Origin of the sequence: Pseudomonas sp. TH32, from assembly GCF_016650855.1 — a bacterium.
Taxonomy (GTDB): Bacteria; Pseudomonadota; Gammaproteobacteria; order Pseudomonadales; family Pseudomonadaceae; genus Aquipseudomonas.
In genome coordinates this window covers 6,172,762-6,194,637 of record NZ_JAEKFA010000002.1, presented here as the reverse complement: position 1 = coordinate 6,194,637, position 21,876 = coordinate 6,172,762, and the positions used below count along the sequence as shown (strand labels likewise).

Here is a 21,876-nt window from a genome sequence, read left to right as displayed (position 1 = left end):
CCTCATAAACAGGCGATCTCCCTCCTCGGCACAGCCTTTGCAAAAGCCTGTGCAACGCCCTCATAACAACATTGAGTTCCTGGAGATCGCACCATGAAGCGTCGCAGCTTGATCAAGGCTTTCACACTGTCGGCATCCATCGCCGCGATGGGCTTGACCTGGACCGTACAGGCCGCCGAGACCATCAAGGTCGGCATCCTGCACTCGCTGTCCGGGACCATGGCGATCTCCGAGACCTCGCTGAAAGACATGGCGCTGATGACCATCGACGAGATCAACGCCAAGGGTGGTGTGAACGGCAAGATGCTCGAACCGGTGGTGGTCGACCCGGCTTCCAACTGGCCGCTGTTCGCTGAAAAAGGCCGGCAGTTGCTGACCCAGGACAAGGTCGCCGTGGTGTTCGGTTGCTGGACCTCGGTGTCGCGCAAATCAGTACTGCCGGTGTTCGAAGAGCTCAACGGTTTGCTGTTCTACCCGGTGCAATACGAAGGCGAAGAGATGTCGCCCAACGTGTTCTATACCGGTGCGGCGCCGAACCAGCAGGCGATCCCGGCCGTGGAATACCTGATGAGCGAAGAAGGCGGCGGCGCCAAGCGTTTCTTCCTGCTGGGCACCGACTACGTGTACCCGCGCACCACCAACAAGATTTTGCGTTCGTTCCTGCACTCCAAAGGCGTAGCGGATAAAGACATCGAAGAGGTCTACACCCCGTTCGGCCACAGCGATTACCAGACCATCGTGGCCAACATCAAAAAATTCTCGGCCGGCGGCAAGACCGCGGTGATCTCCACCGTGAACGGCGACTCCAACGTACCGTTCTATAAAGAACTGGCCAACCAGGGCCTGAAAGCCACCGACGTGCCGGTCGTCGCCTTCTCCGTGGGCGAAGAAGAACTGCGCGGCATCGACACCAAGCCACTGGTGGGCAACCTCGCGGCCTGGAACTACTTCCAGTCGGTGGAGAACCCGGTGAACAAGAAATTCGTGGCCGACTGGAAAGCCTACGCCAAGGCCCACAACCTGCCGGGCGCGGACAAAGCCGTGACCAACGACCCGATGGAAGCCACCTACGTGGGCATCCATATGTGGGCGCAGGCGGTGGAGAAAGCCAAGTCCACCGACGTCGACAAAGTGCGTGAAGCCATGGCCGGGCAGACCTTTGCCGCGCCGTCGGGTTTCACCCTGACCATGGACAAGACCAACCACCACCTGCACAAGCCGGTGATGATCGGTGAGATCCAGTCCGACGGGCAGTTCTCGGTGGTGTGGCAGACCCAGGAGCCGATCCGTGCCCAGCCGTGGAGCCCGTATATCCCTGGCAATGACAAGAAGCCGGATTACGCCGTCAAGAGCAACTGAACCAAGGGGTGTCGGCACCTGAGAGCTGACACAAACCCTGTGGGAGCTGGCTTGCCTGCGATGCGGACACCTCGGTATGTCTGATGCACCGCTATCGCAGGCAAGCCAGCTCCCACATTTGTTCGAGCAAGGCCCAAGAATATGCCCACTGCCCTCCACCGCTTCATCCTCGCCGTCCTGCTATTGCTGCCTTTCGCCGCACACGCCAGCGACGCCGAAGACTTCCTTGCCGCCAACCCGATGCAACAAGCCAAGCTGCTCCAGGACTGGGCCGCCCAGCCCGACCCAGCACGCATCGAGCTGGTGGACGCCCTGCAACAAGGCCAGATCACCGTCAACGGTGAAGCCAAAACCGTACGCCTGAACAACCGCCTGCGCGGCCTGATCGACAACGTACAAGCGAGCCAGGCACTGCTCGCCGCCGACCCCAAGGTGCGCCTCGCCGCCGCGCAAACCCTGCAAAAAAGCGCTACACCTGCGCAGCTGAAATTCCTCGACCAGCAACTCGCCGGCGAAACCAACGACGACGTGCACGTGGCCCTGAGCCTCGCCCTGGCCAACCTGCAATTGGTGGACGCCGACCCGGCCGTGCGCCTCGCCGCTGTGCGCTTGCTCGGCGGTACCGGCGACCCGCTGGCCCGCACTCGCCTGGAGGCCTTGCTCGCCCCCGGTGTCGAAGCCGACGCCGCCGTGCACACCGCCGCCGAAACCAGCCTGGCCCAGGTCAAGCGCAAGCTGATGGTGGGCGAGATCCTCGGCCAGGCCTTCAGCGGCATGTCCCTGGGTTCGATCCTGCTGCTGGCGGCGCTCGGCCTGGCGATCACGTTCGGCCTGCTCGGGGTGATCAACATGGCCCACGGCGAAATGCTGATGCTCGGCGCCTACTCCACCTACGTGGTGCAGTTGCTGATGCAGCGCTACGTGCCCCAGGCCATCGAGTTCTATCCGCTGATCGCGCTGCCGGTGGCGTTTTTTGTCACCGCTGCCATCGGCATGGCCCTGGAGCGCACGGTGATTCGTCACCTCTACGGTCGCCCTCTGGAAACCCTGCTCGCCACCTGGGGCATCAGCCTGATGCTGATCCAGCTGGTGCGCCTGGTGTTCGGTGCGCAGAACGTTGAAGTGGCCAACCCGGAGTGGCTCTCCGGCGGGATTCAGGTGTTGCCCAACCTGGTGCTGCCGTACAACCGCATCGTGATCATCGCCTTCGCGCTGTTCGTGGTGGTGCTGACCTGGCTGCTGCTGAACAAGACACGCCTGGGCCTGAACGTACGGGCCGTGACCCAGAACCGCAACATGGCGGCCTGCTGCGGCGTGCCCACCGGGCGCGTGGACATGCTCGCCTTTGGCCTCGGCTCCGGCATCGCAGGCTTGGGCGGCGTAGCCCTGAGCCAGATCGGCAACGTCGGCCCGGACCTCGGCCAGAGCTACATCATCGACTCGTTCCTGGTGGTGGTGCTCGGCGGTGTCGGCCAGTTGGCCGGCAGCGTCATGGCGGCCTTTGGCTTGGGTATCGCCAACAAGATTCTCGAACCGCAGATCGGTGCCGTGCTCGGCAAGATCCTGATCCTCGCGCTGATCATTCTGTTTATCCAGAAACGCCCGCAGGGACTCTTCGCACTGAAAGGACGGGTGATCGACTGATGAACCAGCCATTGATGCTCACAGCCTCGCAAAAGGCCGGCCCCAAGGTGACCGTCGCGGTCGGTGCAGGGGTGCTGATCCTGCTGCTGGCGTTGCCATTGTTCTCGCTGCTGTCACCGGAAAATCCGCTGCACGTTTCCGCCTACACCCTGACGCTGGTGGGCAAGATCCTGTGTTACGCCATCGTCGCCCTGGCGCTGGATTTGGTGTGGGGTTATGCCGGGATGTTGTCCCTCGGCCACGGCCTGTTCTTTGCGCTGGGCGGTTACGCGATGGGCATGTACCTGATGCGCCAGGCCTCCGGTGATGAATTGCCGGCGTTCATGACGTTTTTGTCGTGGACCGAACTGCCGTGGTACTGGACCGGCACCAGCCACTTCCTCTGGGCCATGTGCCTGGTGGTGTTGGCGCCGGGATTGCTGGCGCTGGTGTTCGGTTTCTTCGCCTTTCGCTCGCGGATCAAGGGCGTGTATTTCTCGATCATGACCCAGGCCCTGACGTTTGCCGGGATGCTGTTGTTCTTTCGCAACGAGACCGGGTTTGGCGGCAATAACGGCTTTACCAATTTCCGCAGCATCCTCGGGTTTGGCATCACCGAACCGGGCACCCGGGCGGCGTTGTTTGTGGCCACCGTGGCGCTGTTGGTGGCGAGCCTGTACATCGGCTGGCGCCTGGCCCAGAGCAAGTTCGGCCGGGTGCTGACCGCGCTGCGGGATGCGGAAAACCGCCTGATGTTCTGCGGTTACGACCCACGCGGCTTCAAGCTGTTTGTGTGGGTGTTGAGCGCGGTGTTGTGCGGTTTGGCGGGGGCGTTGTATGTGCCGCAAGTGGGCATCATCAACCCCAGCGAGATGTCGCCAACCAACTCCATCGAAGCCGCTGTGTGGGTGGCCCTCGGTGGTCGCGGAACATTGATCGGCCCGTTGCTGGGCGCCGGTGTGGTCAACGGCATGAAGAGCTGGTTCACCGTGGCCTTTCCTGAGTACTGGCTGTTCTTCCTCGGGGCGCTGTTCATCATCGTCACCCTGTATTTGCCCAAGGGCGTGATCGGCCTGCTGAAGAAAAGGGGCGACCAATGAGAATCACAGCGACGGCCGAATTCATGCTCGAACCCATCCTCGAACCGAACAAAGACCAGGGCAGTGCCCGCGATGCCATCGGCCTCGGCCAGGCGGCAGGCAAAGGCCTGAACACCCGCCACGGCACGATCCTGACCCTGGAAGACATTAGCGTCAGCTTCGACGGCTTCAAAGCGTTGAACGACCTGAACCTGTACATCGGTGTCGGCGAATTGCGCTGCATCATCGGCCCCAACGGCGCGGGCAAGACCACGCTGATGGACGTGATCACCGGCAAGACCTGGCCCAGCCACGGCAAGGCCTGGTTCGGCGAAACCCTGGACCTGACCAGCATGAGCGAAGTGCAGATCGCCCAGGCCGGCATCGGGCGCAAGTTCCAGAAACCCACGGTGTTCGAAGCCTTGAGCGTGTTCGAGAACCTCGAGCTGGCGCAGAAGACCGACAAGTCCGTATGGGCCAGCCTGCGGGCGCGCCTGAGCGGTGAACAGAAAGACCGCATCAGCGAAGTCCTCGAGACCATCCGCCTGACGGCCTCAGTCAATCGCCCCGCCGGCTTGCTGTCCCACGGCCAGAAGCAGTTCCTGGAAATCGGCATGCTGCTGATGCAGGACCCGCAACTGTTGCTGCTGGACGAACCGGTGGCGGGCATGACCGACGCCGAAACCGAATTCACCGCCGAGCTGTTCAAGCGCCTGGCAGGCAAGCATTCGCTGATGGTGGTGGAGCACGACATGGGGTTTGTCGGTTCGATTGCCGACCACGTGACGGTGTTGCACCAGGGCAGCGTGCTGGCGGAAGGGTCGCTGGAACAGGTGCAGGAAAATGAGCGGGTGATCGAGGTTTACCTCGGTCGCTGATGCTTTATGTGGGAGCTGGCCTGCCTGCGATGGCATCGACACGGTGCAACTGATACACCGAGTCGCCTGTATCGCAGGCAAGCCAGCTCCCACAAGGAATTGAGGAGACTTTGAACATGCTGCAAGTCGACAAGCTGCACCAGTACTACGGCGGTAGCCACATCCTGCGCGGGCTTTCCTTTGAGGTGAAAGTCGGCGAAGTCACCTGCCTGCTGGGCCGCAACGGCGTGGGCAAGACTACCTTGCTCAAGTGCCTGATGGGTTTGCTGCCGGCCAAGGAAGGTGCGGTGAACTGGGAAGGCAAAGCCATTACCGGTTTCAAACCGCACCAGCGGGTACACGCCGGGATCGCCTATGTGCCTCAGGGCCGGGAGATTTTTGGCCGGCTGACGGTGGAAGAAAACCTGCTGATGGGCCTGTCCCGTTTCCCCGGCGCCGAGGCCAGGGAAGTGCCGGCGTTCATCTACGAGCTGTTCCCGGTGCTGCTGCAAATGAAGCAGCGCCGTGGCGGTGATTTGTCCGGCGGCCAACAACAGCAGCTGGCGATCGGCCGGGCCCTGGCCAGCCGCCCGCGCCTGTTGATCCTCGACGAACCCACCGAAGGCATCCAGCCGTCGGTGATCAAGGAGATCGGTGCGGTGATCAAAAAACTCGCCGCACGCGGTGACATGGCAATTCTGCTGGTGGAGCAGTTCTACGACTTTGCCGCTGAACTGGCCGACCAGTACCTGGTGATGTCCCGGGGCGAAATCGTCCAGCAGGGGCGTGGAGAAAATATGGAAAGCGAGGGTGTGCGCGGGCTCGTTACGATCTAATCTGTAGCGTCCTAACGATAAGCACTGACCATGACCCTACCAGCCCCCACCGCGCTGTTCACCCCCAGCTGGCATGCCGAGCTGGAACTCGGCTACGCGCGTTTCGGCGACACCACACGCCCGGTGATGCGCCGCCACCTCGGCCCGCTGCGGGTGCAAAAGCACCTGTACGCCGAAGGCCCCGAGGTGTGCCAGCACATCATCGTGCACCCGCCGGGCGGGATTGCCGGCGGTGATCGCCTCGATATCACGGCCCATGTCGCCGAAGGTGCCTGGGCGCAATTGACCAGCCCCGGCGCGGCCAAGTGGTACCGCGCCGGCGGCCCGGCCTACCAGAAGCTGGAGCTGACGGTTGAGGCCGGCGCCACCCTGGAATGGCTGCCGCAGGAGACCATCGTGTTCAGCGCCGCCCAGGCCGAACTCACCACCCGCATCGACCTGCAAGGCGATGCCCGGCTGTTTTACTGGGACGTGGTCGCCCTCGGACGCCCCGCCAGCGGCGAGCGTTTCGACCTCGGGCACTTCCAGTCGCACCTGGATATCCGCCGCGACGGCCAGTTGATTTGGCATGAGCGCCAGCGCATTGTGGGCGCCGACGGTTTGCTCGAATCGCCCATCGGGCTGGACGGGCAACCGGTGTTCGCGACCTTGCTGGTGACCGGTGAAATCGACAGTGAAGTACTCGAACATTGCCGCTCCCTGCCCCACGCGGTACGCGGCGACCTGACCCAACTGCCCGGCCTGCTGGTGGCCCGCTGCCTGGCCAGTGAAGCGCTGCTGGCCCGCGGCTGGCTGATCGCGCTGTGGCGCCTGCTGCGCCCGGCCGTGCTGGGCCGAGAAGCGGTATCACCGAGAATCTGGAGCACATGAAGATCAAACGTTGACCCTGTTCCCTGTGGGAGCCGGGCTTGCCCGCGATGGCATCACCTCGGTGCATCAGCCCTACCGAGTCGCCAGCATCGCAGGCAAGCCAGCTCCCACAGAAAGCAGCTTTCACATTGGATCTCCGGTGTTTTTTACGAATGTATTTCATAGTGGACCTTGAACGATGGACCTGACCCCACGGGAAAAAGACAAACTGCTGATCTTCACCGCCGGCCTGGTGGCCGAGCGGCGGTTGGCGCGCGGTGTGAAGCTCAACTACCCGGAAACCATCGCCTACATCTCTGCCGCGCTGATGGAAGGCGCCCGTGATGGCCGCACCGTCGCCGAGCTGATGCACTTCGGCACCACCCTGCTCACCCGCGAACAGGTGATGGAAGGCATTCCGGAAATGATCCCGGACATCCAGGTGGAAGCGACCTTTCCCGACGGCACCAAGCTGGTCACCGTCCACCAACCCATCGCCTGAGGCCTGCCATGTCCTTTTTGATACGTGATGCGGTGCACGCCGATTTGCCGGCCATTCGCGATATCTACAACGACGCCGTGCTGAACACCACGGCGATCTGGAACGAACAACCGGTGGACCTGGGTAACCGCCAGGCCTGGTTCAGCGCCCGTCAGTCGCAGTTCTACCCCATCCTGGTGTCCGTCGAAGACGAGCAGGTCACAGGCTATGCCTCGTTCGGCGACTGGCGGCCCTTTGAGGGCTTTCGCCACACCGTCGAACACTCGGTGTACGTGCGCAGCGACCAACGCGGCAAAGGCCTCGGCCCCCATCTGATGACCGCGCTGGTGGAGCGGGCGAAAGCCTGCAACAAACACGTGATGGTCGCCGCCATCGAGAGCGGCAACCAGGCCTCGATCCGCCTGCATGAGCGCCTGGGCTTTGTCACCACCGGGCAGATGCCCCAGGTCGGCACCAAGTTCGGTCGCTGGCTGGACCTGACCTTCATGCAACTGACACTCAACCCTGGCGCCGAACCGCCCAAGGAGTGACACCGATGAACGCCCAACTGCGTCGAGTCAATGCCGAGAGTTTTGCCCATTACCGCCAGGGTTTGGTTGAGCTATTGCTGGACGCCGTAAAGCACGGCGCTTCGGTAGGCTTCATGGCCGACTTCGACGAAACCCAGGCCCGCAGCTACCTCAGCGGCGTGCAGGCGAGTATCGAAGACGGCAGCCTGCTGCTGTGGGTGGTGGTGCGCGATGAAGTCGTGGTGGCCAGCGTGCAATTGGCGCTGTGCCTGAAAGCCAACGGCCTGAATCGTGCCGAAGTGCAAAAGCTGCTGGTGCACAGCGAGGCCCGGCGCCGAGGTCTCGGCCAACAACTGATGGCCGCCCTGGAGCTGAGCGCCCGCCAGTACAAACGCGGGCTGTTGTACCTGGACACCGAAGCCGGCTCCGGCGCCGAAGCCTTCTACCAGTCGCTGCGCTATACCAAGATCGGTGAACTGCCCAACTACTGCCAAAGCCCGGACGGGCGCTACACCCCGACCGCCATCTACTTCAAGACCCTGGGACAACCTGCATGATTCCTGGCGAATTTCAGATCCAGCCTGGCGACATCGAACTCAACGTGGGCCGGCGCACCGCCACCCTGAGCGTGGCCAACAGCGGCGACCGGCCGATTCAGGTCGGCTCCCATTACCATTTTTTCGAAACCAACGACGCGCTGACATTCGACCGCGCCGCCAGCCGTGGCATGCGCCTGAACATCCCGGCGGGCACGGCCGTGCGCTTTGAGCCGGGGCAGAGTCGCGACGTGGAACTGGTGGAATTGAGCGGCAAGCGCCGGGTGTTCGGGTTTGCCGGACGCATCATGGGCGACCTGTAGTTTTTCTGGTGTCTGCTCGGGCCTCATCGCAGGCAAGCCAGCTCCCACAGGGGAATGCGTTCCAAATGTGGGAGCGGGCTTGCCCGCGATAGAGAGCGAAGCGAACGATTTCAAACTTTCCTGAATCTCAAGGCATGCACATGAAGATTTCCAGACAAGCCTACGCCGACATGTACGGCCCCACCGTCGGTGACAAGGTCCGCCTGGCCGACACCGAGCTGTTCGTCGAAGTCGAACAGGACTTCACCGTCTACGGCGAAGAAGTGAAATTCGGCGGCGGCAAGGTGATCCGCGACGGCCAGGGCCAGAGCCAACTGCTCGCCCATGAGGTGGTCGACACCCTGATCACCAACGCGCTGATCATCGATCACTGGGGCATTGTGAAGGCCGACGTCGGCCTGAAAAACGGCCGAATCGCCGCCATCGGCAAAGCCGGCAACCCGGACATCCAGCCCGGCGTGACCATCTGCGTCGGCGCCAGCACCGAAGTGATTGCCGGTGAGGGCATGATCCTCACCGCCGGCGGCATCGACACCCACATCCACTTCATTTGCCCACAGCAAATCGAAGAGGCGCTGACCAGCGGCGTCACCACCATGATCGGCGGCGGCACGGGACCGGCCACCGGCACCAACGCCACCACCTGCACCTCCGGCCCGTGGCATCTGGCACGCATGCTCCAGGCCTCCGACTCGTTCCCGATGAACATCGGCTTCACCGGCAAGGGCAACGCCAGCCTGCCGGGGCCGCTGATCGAACAGGTCAAGGCCGGCGCCATTGGCCTCAAGCTGCACGAAGACTGGGGCACCACGCCGGCAAGCATCGACAACTGCCTGAGCGTCGCCGACGAGTACGACGTGCAGGTGGCGATCCACAGTGACACCCTCAACGAATCCGGCTTCGTCGAAACCACCCTCGCCGCGTTCAAGGGCCGCACCATCCACACCTACCACACCGAAGGTGCCGGTGGCGGTCATGCGCCGGACATCATCAAGGCCTGTGGTTTCCCCAACGTGCTGCCCAGCTCCACCAACCCGACCCGGCCGTTTACCCGCAACACCATCGACGAACACCTGGACATGTTGATGGTCTGCCATCACCTGGACCCGAGTATTGCCGAAGACGTGGCCTTCGCCGAAAGCCGCATCCGTCGCGAGACGATTGCCGCCGAAGACATCCTGCACGACCTCGGCGCGTTCTCGATGATCAGCTCCGACAGCCAGGCCATGGGCCGGGTCGGTGAAGTGATCACGCGCACCTGGCAGACCGCCGACAAGATGAAAAAGCAGCGCGGCCCGTTGCCGGGTGACGGCGAAGGCAACGACAACTTCCGCGCCAAACGCTACATCGCCAAGTACACCATCAACCCGGCGATCACCCACGGCATCAGCCATGAAGTGGGCTCCATCGAAGTGGGCAAGTGGGCCGACCTGGTGCTGTGGCGCCCGGCATTCTTTGGCATCAAGCCGACCCTGATCCTCAAGGGCGGCGCGATTGCCTCAAGCCTGATGGGCGACGCCAACGCCTCGATCCCGACGCCGCAGCCGGTGCATTACCGCCCGATGTTCGCCAGCTTCGGCAGTTCGCTGCACGCCACCAGCCTGACCTTTATCAGCCAGGCGGCCTTGGCGGCGGGCTTGCCCGAACAGTTGGGGTTGAAGAAGCAGATTGCGGTGGTCAAGGGTTGCCGGACAGTGCAGAAAACCGACCTGATCCACAACGATTACCTGCCCGACATCGAAGTCGACCCGCAGACCTACCAAGTGAAGGCCGACGGTGTGTTGCTATGGTGTGAACCGGCGGATGTGCTGCCGATGGCCCAGCGTTACTTCCTGTTCTAGGCAGCCGAAAAGGCCTGGGTCGTTGAACGCCCAGGCCTTGATCTTCAGAGCGGATGCTCAGCCAACAGTTGTCGACTTAACCTCTCGATCAATCCGGCCTCCTCAATCTGCAACTGCCCCTCCAGGTCATCGGATTGTTGCGTGTAGGCCTCCTGCGTCAACGCCCCGGACTCAAAGCGCTGATGCAGGCTGGCCTGGCGTTCCTCGAAGGGCGCGCGCTGCGCCTCGAATTGCGCGCGGTAGGTGTTGGTCACGTAGTCTTTCCAGAAGTCCCGAGCCAGCAGTGCGTGAAACTCCGCCGGCGAGTTGTTCATGGACACGATGCTGGTGTACACCTGATCCAGCGTTTGCTGGGAGACATCGGCCATCCGGGTAAACCGGACCTGGCTCGGCTGGGCCGGCAGCGCCAGACGGTCCTTGAGGCCGTAGCGGTAAGCCAGCCGGATCTCGACGTCTTCCAGGCGTTCGATGCGCGCGGCTTTTTCCAGGGACGTCAGTCCAGGCGTGTGGTGGATGGCCGCCGTGCGACGCTCAATGTCCGCCAAGGCGATTCGCTCCACATGATCGAGACGAAACAACCCACGGGCCAGCTTCAACAATGCCGCCGCTCGTTGCCCTTCGCCTGCCTGGGTCTCGGCCCGGTAGACCAGCGACATGATTTCCAGGTTACTGAATGACAACGCCGCACGGTCACAGCAAGCCGGCCTGCCCGCCCACTCGAACATCTGCTCGCGCAGGGCGGCGGATTTCGGGGTGTCTTCAGTGATGCTATCGATAACCGCCCAAACGCGCCGCTGCATATCCCCATGGGCAGCACCTGCCTCCTCAAGGTCATTGAGCACGCGAAAGAACCCTGCAGCGCCCTCTTGCGCAGCCAGGCCACTCCACTGCGACTGCCGCGTCGCCATATCCACTGCCGACAAGTCCCGCACCCAGCGCTGCAGCTCCGTGCGCGCCTGCGGGTTCAGGCTCCCGGCCCCTGCACGAACATGCGTGGGCGGTTCATCCTCAATCGGCTGGTATTCGAATGCATACCGGCTTCTTTCCCGCACCAGTACCGGTTGCTCGCGCTCCAGGCGCGCCCAGTAGTCGACCAACTGCTGCTGGGCAACGTCAGACAACGGGTTGCCCCCCAGGAAGGTCACGTTGTTCAAACGAGCCCTCTGCACCAGATGCTCGGCGGCCGGTGCGACCACCTCCTGCGCAATCGTGGTAATCCGGTTGCCGGTCAGGTCGATACGGTCCACCAACGGTTGGTCCGCCAACCCCACGGGCCAGGTTTCAAGCTGCGTGTTGTTCAAGAACAGCGAGCGAATGTCGCTGATTCGGGTGAAGTCCGGGCTGATGCCCAGCGGGTTGTCCGTCAGCACCAATGAGCGCAGCGTGGTGCGTTCAGACAGTATCCGGGCGGTTTCAGGCGTCAGGCGGATGCGATTGTATTGCAAGTGCAGGCGGGTCAAACCGTGCATGTCAGCGAGTGCCGGAGGCAATTCAGTCAGCTGGTTACGCGACAAATCCAGCCAACGCACGCGCTGATAACGCCGCAGGAAACCCTCCGGCGAGGCACTCAGGTTCATGCGTGACAGGTTCAGCGCGCCCACATGGCTGAAGTCTGCATCCAGGTCAGGCAGGCTGGGCAAGGTCAGCCCACTGAGGTTCAGCTCCAGGCCGATAGGGGTGCCGTCATTGGCCCGCATTTGCGGGGTCTCCCGTCGCCAGCAGCGCCGGATACGCTCCATTGCCTGGTAACGGTCGCCCCGGTTGGCCGTGGCTTGCGCCACGCGATTGACCCGCACATATCCCTGCGACTCACCTCCGCCGGAGAACGCCCAGGACGACAGTTGACTGTTCAACACCTCAAGCTCGCGCTCCAGCCCGGTCAGCTTCGCCTCGGCCTGATCCAGCGGCTGCAGGAGAGCCTGGATTTGATCATCGGTAAAGTCGGGGTACAGCGCGCGTGCCCTGGCGGCCAACGGATCAGCGATTGCGAATGCGCCATCCAGCCCGCCCACCAACAGTTCCGGCCGGGTTTGCGCGAGCCGCTCCCGATACGCCTTGAGGTGCTGAAAGTCGTCGTAGGACAGCCGATTGCCGCGTAACAGGGTCACCCGATTGGCCCTGGCCTGGGCCTCCAGATGCTCTGGCGCAGGGTTGTGGATGGCCGAGGGCACCTCACGCAACTGGTTGTCGCGCAGGTCCACCAGGCGCAACCCGGTTAGATCCCGCAACCCGACAGGCCATTGGTTGATATCGGTGGCCCGCAGGTTGAGCCGCTGCAAACCGGTCAGGGTGCTGAAGTCCGGCAAGCGGCCCAGCAGGTTGTTTTGCAGGTCCAGGGTTTGCAGGGTGTTCATGCGCTCCAGAATCGCTACCCCGCGCTCGTCCAGGCGGATCATGCAGCCACTCAGGTCCAGGTCAACCAGGTCTGGCATCTGCGCGACCGTCTCGGGTATACGGCTGACGGAGAGGGACTTGAGGCGCAGCCGCCTGAGCCGGGTAAAGTTCTTGAGGAAGGCATCGGCGCTGCCGTCAAAACTGCTACTGGTGATCACCAGTTCCTGAACGTGGTTAAAGCTGGCATTTAACGGCGGTAAATCCCTCACCCGCTCCAGGCTCAGCATGGAGCCGCTCTGGCGCTGCCAGCTACGGTTGATGGTCTGCGCGACGGCACGCCTTCGCGCAATGTTGATCTGGTCGGGCGTGCCGTCTGCCGTGAGTGGCTCTTTGGCCCACACGAACAGCGCCTGCTTCAGGCTCAGGTGCTCGGCCTCCAGTCGAGTCAGTTCGCTGCCGGCTGTGTCACCCAGGGACTGCAGAAACGTGTCGGCTTCAGCCTCAGTGAAATCGGGGTACAACTTAAGCACCCGGCCGCGACGGGTGCGAAAAATACTCGCCAGCTGCTGACGCAGCGGCATCCCCCCCAATAACCGTGAGCCCGGTTCCAGGCCGGGCCTGAGCACACGCTGGCCTTGCAGCACAGCCCTGAACTCGTCACGCGGTAACGGTGCCTGTTGCACCGCCTGCTTCAGCCCTTCGGCATTTTCCAGGGAGAACCCCAGCACCTGGCGTTCGCCTGTGGTCAGGGCGGCCAGCACCGCGGTGTACAGGCTCGACGTTCCCTCCTGGCCAAACCCGCAGGCTTCGTTGAACACCAACGCAGCGCGCAACGGTGACTGCGGCGCGCCGAGGGTGTCCACCAAGCGCCCCTGGGAGCCGCCCTCCCGCAGTTCGAAGCGCGCCTGCGCCGGCCAGCCGGGCAGCGTTTCAAGGCTGCGCAAGGCCAGCCGCTCACTGTCGACGCTGGCAGAGATATCCAGATGCAGTCCTTCATAAGCCCTGGCCAGTCGCAACTCCTGCTGACACCACTGCGCCAGTTCATCAATGCGCGGCGGCAGCGGCCCGGGACGCCCCAGCGCTTCCAGGTCCTGCTCGGTGGCGGCCTCCAGCAGTTGCTCCACCACCGCGTCCGGCAGATGCCGGTAACGGGACTGCACTCGTTTGACCATCGGGTCGGGGCTGGCGGGCCGTGCGTCGTAGAGGGATTCGAACAGCATCAGCCGGTTGTGACGGGCGTCGGCGGCGATGGCCTTGCGCAGTTCGATGGCACGCTGAGCAACGGTCAGGTCCGGCGCGCCCGGCACATTGCGAAGATCGATCCTTTCGCTCTTGAGCACGTTCAGCAGGGCAGGCAGCAACGTGCCGTTGACGCGGGTGTCTTCAGTGATCACTACGGTCAACCTGCGCGACGGGGCATCGGGTGTAACGGCATCCTCCCAGATCAACCGCCCCTGAGCGTCCACCACCCGGATGGCGGGCTTCGGCGGCAACAAGCCCTGGCTGCGCATCACCTTGAACTGCAGGCGCAGGTCGGCCCTGCCAAATTCCTGCGGGTCTGCGCTGCTGATCTGTCGCGCAAAAACCTCCAGGTCATGCTCGATGCGAAAACGCGCCAGGGTATCGTCCAGCAGGGCCGAAGGCCGGTCCTGCTCAACGTACACGCGGCGCAATGCGTCGTAATCGGTCCCGCTGGCCATGCGGACACGCTCAAGCTGTGCATCGCTAAGACCCTGGGCGCGAAACCCCAGGCGCCGCATCAGCGCCGGGCCATCCCAGGCCATGGGCTCCTCGCCGCCATGGGTCCAGAGGCCGGCACCGTTGTGCTCCAGCGGTACCGAATAGCCCTCGGGCCGGGTCGGATGGGGGATTCGGTGCCGCCCGCTCGCCGGATCCTCCTCGACCACATAGTGCCCGCCGTCCAGCGGCAAAATGTCCTGGCCGTCATGGCGATACAGGCCCAGTTCGTTGGGCGTTGATTCGGCGGGCAGGCTCACATTGCTGCGATAGGGGGCAAGGTCGGGCTTCCACAGGCGTCGCTCGCCGCCGGGCAACGTCACCGGCTTGAGCCCATCGATCACTGCGGGTGTCTGGACGGAGGGCAGCTTTGCCAGGCCCTTGCCGGCGCCCGCCATCAAAGCCATCAAGGCCAGGTTTTGTGCCACGTCGATCAGGTGCTGCCGGGCGGCTTCGCGGTCACCCTGGCTCCAGTCCATCACGCCTTCGAAGGTCTCGGCCAACAGTTGCTCGACCATCACCGCCAGCATGATTTCCCCCAGCACCGGCACGAACATCGACACCAGGCCAACCACCGCAAACCCGCCCTCCCACAGGTGGGCGATTTTCTGCGCGCGCACCCTGGCATCCACATCGGCGGTCGGCACCGCTTGATGGCGGGCGTCGGCAATAATCTTGTCGCGGTTGCTCTCGTAAAGGTCGGCCCATAGATCCACGTTGGGCGACCACAGGCCATACCGGGCGACGACCATGGGTTTGAGATCAGGCGCTTGGGCGGTTTCCCGCGCCGACGCTTTTTCCGGCGGCAGCTCTTGAGGTTTCAACAGTGCCGTGAGCAGCGGAGCGGCAAACTCGAACACCGACTGGAAGATAGGCGAGCGCACCACGGCGTTGAGGTTCGACTGCGAACTCGACACGGGCTGGGTAAAACGACTGAAGTAATACGGACGCCTGGCGCCATCGACAAACTGGCTGAAAAACCGCTGGTAGCGCGTCGGGTTCGGCCCGTCGGTGAAGGCGGCCTGATCTGCATCCGGCGCGAGCAATTGGCGGGTCAGTTCTGTTTTCAGGTCAGCAAACGTGTTGTAGCGCTTAAGCGGATGCTCGGGGTCATGGGGCACATAGACAATCGAGGCGTCGCCGTAGCGGTATTTTTCCACCGGCTCGAACACCACGCAGCCCTTGAGCTTGAGCCCCATCACGCTCAGGGCACAGAACCACACGGGCTTGCCACCAAGGGTGGGGTTACGCTCACCGGCGATCACGTCCAGCACCATGGTGTAGTCGGCGGGCTCGATGTCTTTCCTGACCAGGGCCAGGTAAGCCGCCGCCTTCAAGGCGTCCTTCTGGCTGGCGATGACCGCCTCCCGCAAGGTGGCTTCATCCTCGGGATGCAAAAAGCCCTTGAGGTAGGTTTGATAATGCGCGCCGATGTCCAGGCTGCGGCAAAGGGTGATGAACTGCGGGACGGTCAGCGAGGTGCTGACCGGCTTGGCGTCTTGAGTGATGAACCCCGACACCGGGTCAAAGGCGTCGGACTCAGCTTCATCGGCTTCAAAATTATGCAGCGCCCCGTGCAACAGCGAGACTTTCAACACGTTGAAGGCCCCGGCCTCAATGCCCAGCACACCCAATGTCAGGGTTTTATCGAGGTAGATAAACGTGTGCTCGACGTCCAGCTCAACCTTGAACTGGTCCTTGAGTGCCTGGGATAAAAGCGCCTTGGCAAACACCTCGACGCTCTGCAACCCGGCCAGACGTTCGTCCACCACCTGCTGTGATTGCAGGCTGGTCTGGGTGTACGCCTTCAAGGTCGTGCGTTGTTGAAGCGTCAGTGCCTGGAACCAGAGCAGGTGCTCGAAGTCGTTCAACTTGAGTTGCATGCGCCGTTGCGCTGACGCCTTGATGAGCCATTCGGGGAGGCTGTTGTTTATAAAGTCCCCATGGATACTGCTGCTTCCTGGCTGTGCTGAGACCTTGGCGGGGAGGTCGGCTGCTTGAGGGTCTGGCATACGCAAATACCTTGGAATCGGAGAGGGGCGATTACCTTAATCAGCCCGGTTCCAAGGTCGGATGTAAGTATGTAGAGCAGCCGTTATTCGACGACCAGACGCCCCAGACGCTGCTTGAGCATCTGGTTCTCGGCACGCAGTTGCTGCACTTCTTCCAGCAGGTCCAGCGCCAGGGCGACGCCTTCCCATTCCAGCTCCAGGTCTTTTTGCAGCGCCGACGCACGCTTGGCCAGGGCCAGTTCGTAATCGGTAAACCGCCAGGACTCAGGGCTTTGCCCCGCCGGTTCAAGAATGCCGTGCTCGACGATTTCGATCACGTAGGCCACCGACAGGTCGGTGGCCTCACAAAATTCTGCCATGTTCACTTGAACCACACGGGGACTGCTCATCGTTAGCTACTCCATGTTTCTCTCGGATCGAAAGCGGCCTTTTCAGCCAATGCCTGCCACAACGCCTTGACCTCGTCGTCGGTGTTTTTCGGCATGACCGCCTTGAGTTGCACAAACAGGTAACCGCGCTGCCCGGCCTTGTTCAACAGGCCGTGGCCCTTGGCGCGCATGCGCTGGCCGTTCTGGCTGCCGGCCGGCACCTTGAGGTTGATCTTGCCGGTGAGGGTCGGCACGGCTACCTCAGTACCCAGCGCCAGCTCCCACGGGGCCAGCGGCAGAGTGATGATCAGGTTCTCGCCTTCCACATCGAACTTGGGGTGTGGCGCAAACTTGATGATCAAGTACAGATCACCGTTGGCACCGCCGCCAATCCCCGGCGCGCCCTGGCCCTTGAGGCGGATGCGTTCACCGTCGGCCACACCGGCCGGGATCTTCACGTTCAGGCTCTTGGTGGTGTTGCTGACGTGCTGGCCGGCGGCGTTGTACTGCGGCACCTGGAAGGTGACCGGCTTGGACTCGTTGGACAGGGTCTCTTCGAGGAAGACCGGCAGTTCCATTTCCACATCTTGCCCTCGACGCCCGGCACTACGGCCCTGGGCACCACCAAAACCATTGCCGCGCGAACCGAAGATCGAGCTGAAGAAGTCCGAGAAGTCACCAGTGTCCTGGCCACCGCCGCCGTAGCCACCACGGCTCTGCCAGCCTGGCGGGCCCTGGAAAGGTTGGCCGTGCTGGCCGTATTTGCGCAAATCGTCGTATTCAGCGCGCTTGTCGGCGCTTTTCAGCGCTTCATAGGCTTCGGACGCGTCCTTGAACTTGGCTTCGGCGTCCTTTTCCTTGCTCACGTCCGGGTGATATTTGCGCGCCAGCTTGCGATAGGCGGCCTTGATCGTCTTGTCGTCGGCAGTCGGCTCGACGCCGAGAATCTTGTAATAGTCTTTGAAGTCCATCGGGAGTATCACCGTCCGTTATCGATATCGCACTGCCAGCGTCACAGCATGCGCCTGTTTGCGGCGTCTGGATTGACCGATCTCAATCTTGTGACCCGGGGGTGCGTCAGAAGTTTATCGGCGCTGCGGGCAGAAACTTGCAGCCACCAACCGTATGGGGAGGATTTGGGGGCAAAGGCCGGGCTTTCAAGGTAACAAGTGTGCTGTATTTAGCGGATAGTCGGGCCTACGCATCTGCACGCGGGTGGCATACACTGCGCGGCCGTTTTTCAACCGGAACCCGATTGACATGAAAAACCCATCCCCAGCCCGTGCCTGCGGTATCGACTTCGGCACGTCCAACTCCACCGTCGGCTGGATTCGTCCCGGCATGGAAACGCTTATCGCGCTGGAGGACGACAAGATCACGCTGCCGTCGGTGGTGTTCTTCAACTTCGAAGAGCGTCGCCCGGTGTACGGTCGCCTGGCCCTGCACGAATACCTGGAAAACTACGAAGGCCGGCTGATGCGCTCGCTCAAGAGCCTGCTGGGTTCCAAGCTGATCAAGCACGACACCAGCGTATTGGGCACGGCCATGCCGTTCACCGACCTGCTGGCGCTGTTTATCGGCCAGCTCAAGAGCCGCGCCGAGACCACCGCCGGGCGTGAGTTCGACGAAGTAGTACTGGGCCGCCCGGTGTTCTTCGTGGATGACGACCCGATGGCCGACCAGGAAGCCGAGAACACCCTGGTGGACGTGGCCCGCAAGATCGGCTTCAAGGACATCTCGTTCCAGTACGAACCGATCGCCGCAGCCTTCGACTATGAGTCCACCATTGAAAAAGAAGAGCTGGTGCTGATCGTCGACATCGGCGGTGGTACGTCCGACTTCTCCCTGGTGCGCCTGTCGCCCGAGCGTCGCCAGATCGACAACCGCCACGACGACATCCTCGCCACCGGCGGCGTGCACATCGGCGGTACCGACTTTGACAAGCAACTCTCGCTGGCCGGCATGATGCCGCTGTTCGGCTACGGCAGCCGCATGAAGAGCGGCGCCTACATGCCCACCAGCCACCACATGAACCTGGCGACCTGGCACACCATCAACTCGGTGTACTCGCAGAAATCCAAGCTGGCGCTGGGCAGCATGCGCTACGACATCGAGGACACCGGCGGCATCGACCGCCTGTTCAACCTGATCGAACAGCGTGCCGGGCACTGGCTGGCGATGGAAGTGGAAGAAACCAAGATCCAGCTGACGCAGCAGGACAGCCGCCATGTGCTGCTGGACCGGGTTGAGCCGGGGCTGAGCGTGGAGTTGAGCCGGGCGTTGTTCGAATCGGCCATTGATGGCTTGCTGGAGCGGGTGCGCAACAGCGTGACCCAGTTGCTCAACGACGCCTCGGTGGACGTGGCCCAGGTGGACACGGTGTTCTTTACCGGGGGTTCCAGCGGCATCCCGGCACTGCGCCACAGCATCTCGGCGATGCTGCCGAATGCGCAGCATGTGGAAGGGAATATCTTTGGCAGTATCGGCAGTGGTCTGGCGATTGAGGCCAGCAAGCGCTACGGCTACTGAGTGACAAACCCCACTCCTTTTGCTGAAGGAGCTTGTTGTGGCGAGGGGCTTGTCCCCGTTGGGCTGCGAAGCAGCCCCATCAAGGTAAACGCATTTTTTCAGATTAAACGCGTTGCTCTGGTTTGGGGCCGCTTCGCAGCCCAACGGGGACAAGCCCTCGCCACAACAGCCCTCCCGCCAAAGTGCCGGTGCTGGCTGTTAAACCATCCCCGCCAGCTTCAACTCGCTCTTCAAGTACGCATAATAAATCGGCCCCGCCACCACCCCCGGCAGGCCGAAGGCGGCTTCGAACACCAGCATCGCCAACAACAATTCCCACGATTTGGCACTGATCTGCCCACCGACGATGCGCGCGTTGAGGAAGTACTCGACCTTGTGGATGACGATCAGGTAACCCAACGCCGCCACCGCCACCCAGATCGACAGCGACAAGGCCACGATGGTGATCAGGGTGTTGGACATCAGGTTGCCGATCACCGGCAACAGGCCCAGCAGGAACGTCAGCACGATCAGGGTCTTGGTCAACGGCAGGTGGATCCCGCACAGCGGCAGCACCACGGCGAGGAAGATCGCGGTGAAGGCGGTGTTCAGTGCGGCGATCTTGATCTGGGCGAAGACGATGTTGCGAAAGGCCTGAACCAGCAGGTGCAGGCGATCAAACAGCGCGGCGGCCAGGGGTTTGCGCTTGGTGAGGTCTGGCACGCGTTGCAGGGCGATGATCGCACCCAGCACCATGCCGATCAGCAAGGTCACGAACATGTGCGCGGCGTCTTTGCCCACCAGCTGCAATTCGCTGAGGTGCTTGCTCAGCCATTCGCCGATGGCCACGCGGAACTCGGCGGCGCTGGCCGGCAGGTAGGCGTCGAGAAACGGCGGCAACTGGCCGCGCGCACGGTCAACCACGCCCATGAATTTATCGAGGGAAGCCCCCGGGTTTTCCGCTTCGTGCAACAGGAAGCTGATGGCCCCGGCAAAGATCAGGGTCAGGATGCTGACGATCAAAGTCCCCAGCAACGCCACCGCCAACCAGCGCGCACGCCGGCCTTCGATCAACCGCTGCAACTGTGGGGTGAGCATGTTGACCAGCTCATACACCAGCAATCCGGCCAGCAGGCTCGGCAGCAACTTCAACGGCAAAACCAGCAGCAGCCCGCCAAAAATAAGCACGCAACTGACCAACAACAACACGTGACGCTGAGAAAACGTTGGCATACAGCCTCAAAACGAACGGCGTTAAAGGATGCGCAGGAACGAGCATGCTCGCTCCTGCAGAGGGCTGTGTGCGAGTGTCGCAGCCTTCTATGGCACCCGGCTATTATTTCTTCAGGCAGGTGCTCATAAAGGTTTTACGCGCATCACCGGTCAGCGCCTGGGTTTTCGCCGTGGCGTTGCAGTCTTTCATCTTCTGCTGCTGTGGCGTGAGGGTCTTGGCGTCGTTGGCGGCCGGAGCGGCCTTGAGGCAAGTACTCATGAACGCCTTGCGCTCATCACCGGTTTTGCCACTGGTCTTGGCTTCGGCGTTGCACGTGGTCATTTTTTGTTGCTGAGCCGTCTGTGCGGCAGTCGCGGCAAAGCCTTGGGAACACAGCAGCAGGCCCATCATCAACAGCGGAATACGCAGCATCTTCATGGAGTTTTCTCCCTGTTACCGTGCCGAGGGGCACGGCCTCCCCAGCAGTGTAGTCAAACCCTGTTACACCTTCCTACTGCGTATATTCGTTCGGCGGTACTGCTCCGGGGTACAGCCGGCCTGGCGCTGAAACATCGCGATAAACGCCGAGGCGGTGCTGTAGCCCAGGTCAAACGCCACTTCCTGCACGCTGCGGGGGCTGTCCAGCGCCTCGATGGCCGCCAGGAATCGCAGGCGCTGGCGCCATTCGCCGAAGCTCATCCCCAGGTCACGTGCAAATTGCCGGGCCAGGGTGCGTTCGCTGACATGCACCTGCTCCGCCCATTGGGCCAGCGCGCGGTTATCGCCGGGATCGGCTTGCATGCCCTCGAGCACACTGAGCAACCCGGGGCGGCTGGCGTACGGCAGGAAACAATCATGCACCGGCGCCTGCCTGAGCTGGTCGACCAACACTTGGGCCAGCCGTACATCGGCTTCACTCTCGGGAATATTGACGTCACGGTCGGCGAAATCACTGAGGATCGCCTTGAGGATATCGCTGATGGCCAGGGTGCACGGCTGCGGCGGCAATTGCTCGCACAGCGCCGGCCCCAGGTACACCGAGCGGTAGACAATCGCCTGGGCGTTGTAGGAACTGTGTTGGGTGTTCGGGGGGATCCACACCGCGTATTGCGGCGGCGACATGAAGCGACTCCCGGCCACTTCAAAGCGCATCACGCCGCGGGCCGAGTAGTCCAGGGAACCCCAGGCATGCTGGTGCGCGCTGGCGTGGGTGTCAGCCTCGAACTCCGAATAACGGAAGTACACCGGGGACGGCAACTGGTCGAAATCGGGTAGGTTGATGTACTTCTTGAGCATGTTGTCTGGATACAAAGGTCGGATGGCTGGATCGAAGTATAGGCTTCGATCCAGACAAAGGATAATTGCCCCTCATAGACGCAACTGGTTCTTC

The 21,876-nt window shown here is 62.4% G+C and carries 18 protein-coding genes; 12 read left to right on the top strand and 6 right to left on the bottom strand.

Annotation, left to right across the window (positions count from 1 at the left end):
* The first annotated feature begins 93 nt into the window (after positions 1-93).
* The 11 genes from urtA to ureC all read left to right on the top strand — a co-directional run bounded on the left by urtA (position 94) and on the right by ureC (position 10,314).
* Positions 94-1,359, top strand: a complete 1,266-nt coding sequence (gene urtA / locus JFV30_RS31985) for an urea ABC transporter substrate-binding protein (RefSeq protein ID WP_201126042.1) — start codon at positions 94-96, stop codon at positions 1,357-1,359.
* Positions 1,360-1,500: 141 nt separating this feature from the next.
* Complete coding sequence (gene urtB, locus JFV30_RS31980) at positions 1,501-3,003, top strand: urea ABC transporter permease subunit UrtB (RefSeq protein WP_010173967.1); 1,503 nt, start codon at positions 1,501-1,503, stop codon at positions 3,001-3,003.
* A complete protein-coding gene (gene urtC / locus JFV30_RS31975) occupies positions 3,003-4,082 on the top strand; it encodes an urea ABC transporter permease subunit UrtC (protein WP_201126041.1) in 1,080 nt (359 codons plus the stop codon). Before urtB ends, urtC begins: the two co-directional genes overlap by 1 nt.
* The gene (urtD, locus tag JFV30_RS31970; RefSeq protein WP_446739870.1) at positions 4,079-4,939 is read left to right on the top strand and encodes an urea ABC transporter ATP-binding protein UrtD; all 861 of its coding nucleotides are present in this window, start codon (positions 4,079-4,081) and stop codon (positions 4,937-4,939) included. Before urtC ends, urtD begins: the two co-directional genes overlap by 4 nt.
* A 116-nt stretch (positions 4,940-5,055) precedes the next feature.
* Positions 5,056-5,754 (top strand): urea ABC transporter ATP-binding subunit UrtE, encoded by a 699-nt coding sequence (urtE, locus tag JFV30_RS31965; RefSeq protein ID WP_010173963.1) that lies wholly within the window; start codon positions 5,056-5,058, stop codon positions 5,752-5,754.
* Between the two features lie 30 nt (positions 5,755-5,784).
* Positions 5,785-6,624, top strand: coding sequence for an urease accessory protein UreD (locus JFV30_RS31960; protein WP_201126040.1), 840 nt, complete (start codon positions 5,785-5,787; stop codon positions 6,622-6,624).
* A gap of 178 nt (positions 6,625-6,802) precedes the next feature.
* Positions 6,803-7,105 (top strand): urease subunit gamma, encoded by a 303-nt coding sequence (gene ureA / locus JFV30_RS31955; RefSeq protein ID WP_003217383.1) that lies wholly within the window; start codon positions 6,803-6,805, stop codon positions 7,103-7,105.
* Between the two features lie 8 nt (positions 7,106-7,113).
* On the top strand, positions 7,114-7,635 hold the full coding sequence (locus tag JFV30_RS31950) for a GNAT family N-acetyltransferase (RefSeq protein ID WP_010173958.1): 522 nt from the start codon (positions 7,114-7,116) through the stop codon (positions 7,633-7,635).
* 5 nt (positions 7,636-7,640) lie between these two features.
* Entirely contained in the window at positions 7,641-8,171 is a 531-nt protein-coding gene (locus JFV30_RS31945; protein ID WP_010173956.1) for a GNAT family N-acetyltransferase, read from the top strand.
* Positions 8,168-8,473: an urease subunit beta gene (locus JFV30_RS31940; protein ID WP_010173954.1), complete on the top strand. Its 306-nt coding sequence runs from the start codon at positions 8,168-8,170 to the stop codon at positions 8,471-8,473. Before JFV30_RS31945 ends, JFV30_RS31940 begins: the two co-directional genes overlap by 4 nt.
* 140 nt (positions 8,474-8,613) lie before the next feature.
* Positions 8,614-10,314, top strand: coding sequence for an urease subunit alpha (ureC, locus tag JFV30_RS31935; RefSeq protein ID WP_201126039.1), 1,701 nt, complete (start codon positions 8,614-8,616; stop codon positions 10,312-10,314).
* A 44-nt stretch (positions 10,315-10,358) separates the two neighbouring features.
* Here ureC and JFV30_RS31930 read toward each other — a convergent pair whose 3' ends face one another.
* The 3 genes from JFV30_RS31930 to JFV30_RS31920 all read right to left on the bottom strand — a co-directional run bounded on the left by JFV30_RS31930 (position 10,359) and on the right by JFV30_RS31920 (position 17,736).
* Complete coding sequence (locus tag JFV30_RS31930; RefSeq protein ID WP_201126038.1) at positions 10,359-16,268, bottom strand: NEL-type E3 ubiquitin ligase domain-containing protein; 5,910 nt, start codon at positions 16,266-16,268, stop codon at positions 10,359-10,361.
* A 212-nt stretch (positions 16,269-16,480) separates the two neighbouring features.
* Positions 16,481-16,786 (bottom strand): chaperone modulator CbpM, encoded by a 306-nt coding sequence (locus JFV30_RS31925; protein WP_010173951.1) that lies wholly within the window; start codon positions 16,784-16,786, stop codon positions 16,481-16,483.
* Positions 16,787-16,788: 2 nt separating this feature from the next.
* A complete protein-coding gene (locus JFV30_RS31920) occupies positions 16,789-17,736 on the bottom strand; it encodes a DnaJ C-terminal domain-containing protein (protein WP_010173950.1) in 948 nt (315 codons plus the stop codon).
* Between the two features lie 289 nt (positions 17,737-18,025).
* Here JFV30_RS31920 and JFV30_RS31915 point away from each other — a divergent pair, with 289 nt between their 5' ends.
* Positions 18,026-19,294, top strand: coding sequence for an Hsp70 family protein (locus JFV30_RS31915; RefSeq protein WP_093202293.1), 1,269 nt, complete (start codon positions 18,026-18,028; stop codon positions 19,292-19,294).
* 198 nt (positions 19,295-19,492) lie between these two features.
* Here JFV30_RS31915 and JFV30_RS31910 read toward each other — a convergent pair whose 3' ends face one another.
* From JFV30_RS31910 to JFV30_RS31900, 3 genes are all read right to left on the bottom strand, one after another.
* Entirely contained in the window at positions 19,493-20,506 is a 1,014-nt protein-coding gene (locus JFV30_RS31910; RefSeq protein WP_003217402.1) for an AI-2E family transporter, read from the bottom strand.
* A 103-nt stretch (positions 20,507-20,609) separates the two neighbouring features.
* On the bottom strand, positions 20,610-20,924 hold the full coding sequence (locus JFV30_RS31905; protein ID WP_010173948.1) for a PsiF family protein: 315 nt from the start codon (positions 20,922-20,924) through the stop codon (positions 20,610-20,612).
* A gap of 63 nt (positions 20,925-20,987) precedes the next feature.
* Positions 20,988-21,782, bottom strand: a complete 795-nt coding sequence (locus JFV30_RS31900) for an AraC family transcriptional regulator (protein WP_201126037.1) — start codon at positions 21,780-21,782, stop codon at positions 20,988-20,990.
* Positions 21,783-21,876: the final 94 nt, after the last annotated feature.

Excerpts from the sequence above, each read along its gene's own strand:
- urtA (WP_201126042.1), top strand. The coding sequence starts at position 94 with ATGAAGCGTCGCAGCTTGATCAAGGCTTTCACACTGTCGGCATCCATC.
- urtB (WP_010173967.1), top strand. The coding sequence starts at position 1,501 with ATGCCCACTGCCCTCCACCGCTTCATCCTCGCCGTCCTGCTATTGCTG.
- urtC (WP_201126041.1), top strand. The coding sequence starts at position 3,003 with ATGAACCAGCCATTGATGCTCACAGCCTCGCAAAAGGCCGGCCCCAAG.
- urtD (WP_446739870.1), top strand. The coding sequence starts at position 4,079 with ATGAGAATCACAGCGACGGCCGAATTCATGCTCGAACCCATCCTCGAA.
- urtE (WP_010173963.1), top strand. The coding sequence starts at position 5,056 with ATGCTGCAAGTCGACAAGCTGCACCAGTACTACGGCGGTAGCCACATC.
- JFV30_RS31960 (WP_201126040.1), top strand. The coding sequence starts at position 5,785 with ATGACCCTACCAGCCCCCACCGCGCTGTTCACCCCCAGCTGGCATGCC.
- ureA (WP_003217383.1), top strand. The coding sequence starts at position 6,803 with ATGGACCTGACCCCACGGGAAAAAGACAAACTGCTGATCTTCACCGCC.
- JFV30_RS31950 (WP_010173958.1), top strand. The coding sequence starts at position 7,114 with ATGTCCTTTTTGATACGTGATGCGGTGCACGCCGATTTGCCGGCCATT.
- JFV30_RS31945 (WP_010173956.1), top strand. The coding sequence starts at position 7,641 with ATGAACGCCCAACTGCGTCGAGTCAATGCCGAGAGTTTTGCCCATTAC.
- JFV30_RS31940 (WP_010173954.1), top strand. The coding sequence starts at position 8,168 with ATGATTCCTGGCGAATTTCAGATCCAGCCTGGCGACATCGAACTCAAC.
- ureC (WP_201126039.1), top strand. The coding sequence starts at position 8,614 with ATGAAGATTTCCAGACAAGCCTACGCCGACATGTACGGCCCCACCGTC.
- JFV30_RS31930 (WP_201126038.1), bottom strand. The coding sequence starts at position 16,268 with ATGCAACTCAAGTTGAACGACTTCGAGCACCTGCTCTGGTTCCAGGCA.
- JFV30_RS31925 (WP_010173951.1), bottom strand. The coding sequence starts at position 16,786 with ATGAGCAGTCCCCGTGTGGTTCAAGTGAACATGGCAGAATTTTGTGAG.
- JFV30_RS31920 (WP_010173950.1), bottom strand. The coding sequence starts at position 17,736 with ATGGACTTCAAAGACTATTACAAGATTCTCGGCGTCGAGCCGACTGCC.
- JFV30_RS31915 (WP_093202293.1), top strand. The coding sequence starts at position 18,026 with ATGAAAAACCCATCCCCAGCCCGTGCCTGCGGTATCGACTTCGGCACG.
- JFV30_RS31910 (WP_003217402.1), bottom strand. The coding sequence starts at position 20,506 with ATGCCAACGTTTTCTCAGCGTCACGTGTTGTTGTTGGTCAGTTGCGTG.
- JFV30_RS31905 (WP_010173948.1), bottom strand. The coding sequence starts at position 20,924 with ATGAAGATGCTGCGTATTCCGCTGTTGATGATGGGCCTGCTGCTGTGT.
- JFV30_RS31900 (WP_201126037.1), bottom strand. The coding sequence starts at position 21,782 with ATGCTCAAGAAGTACATCAACCTACCCGATTTCGACCAGTTGCCGTCC.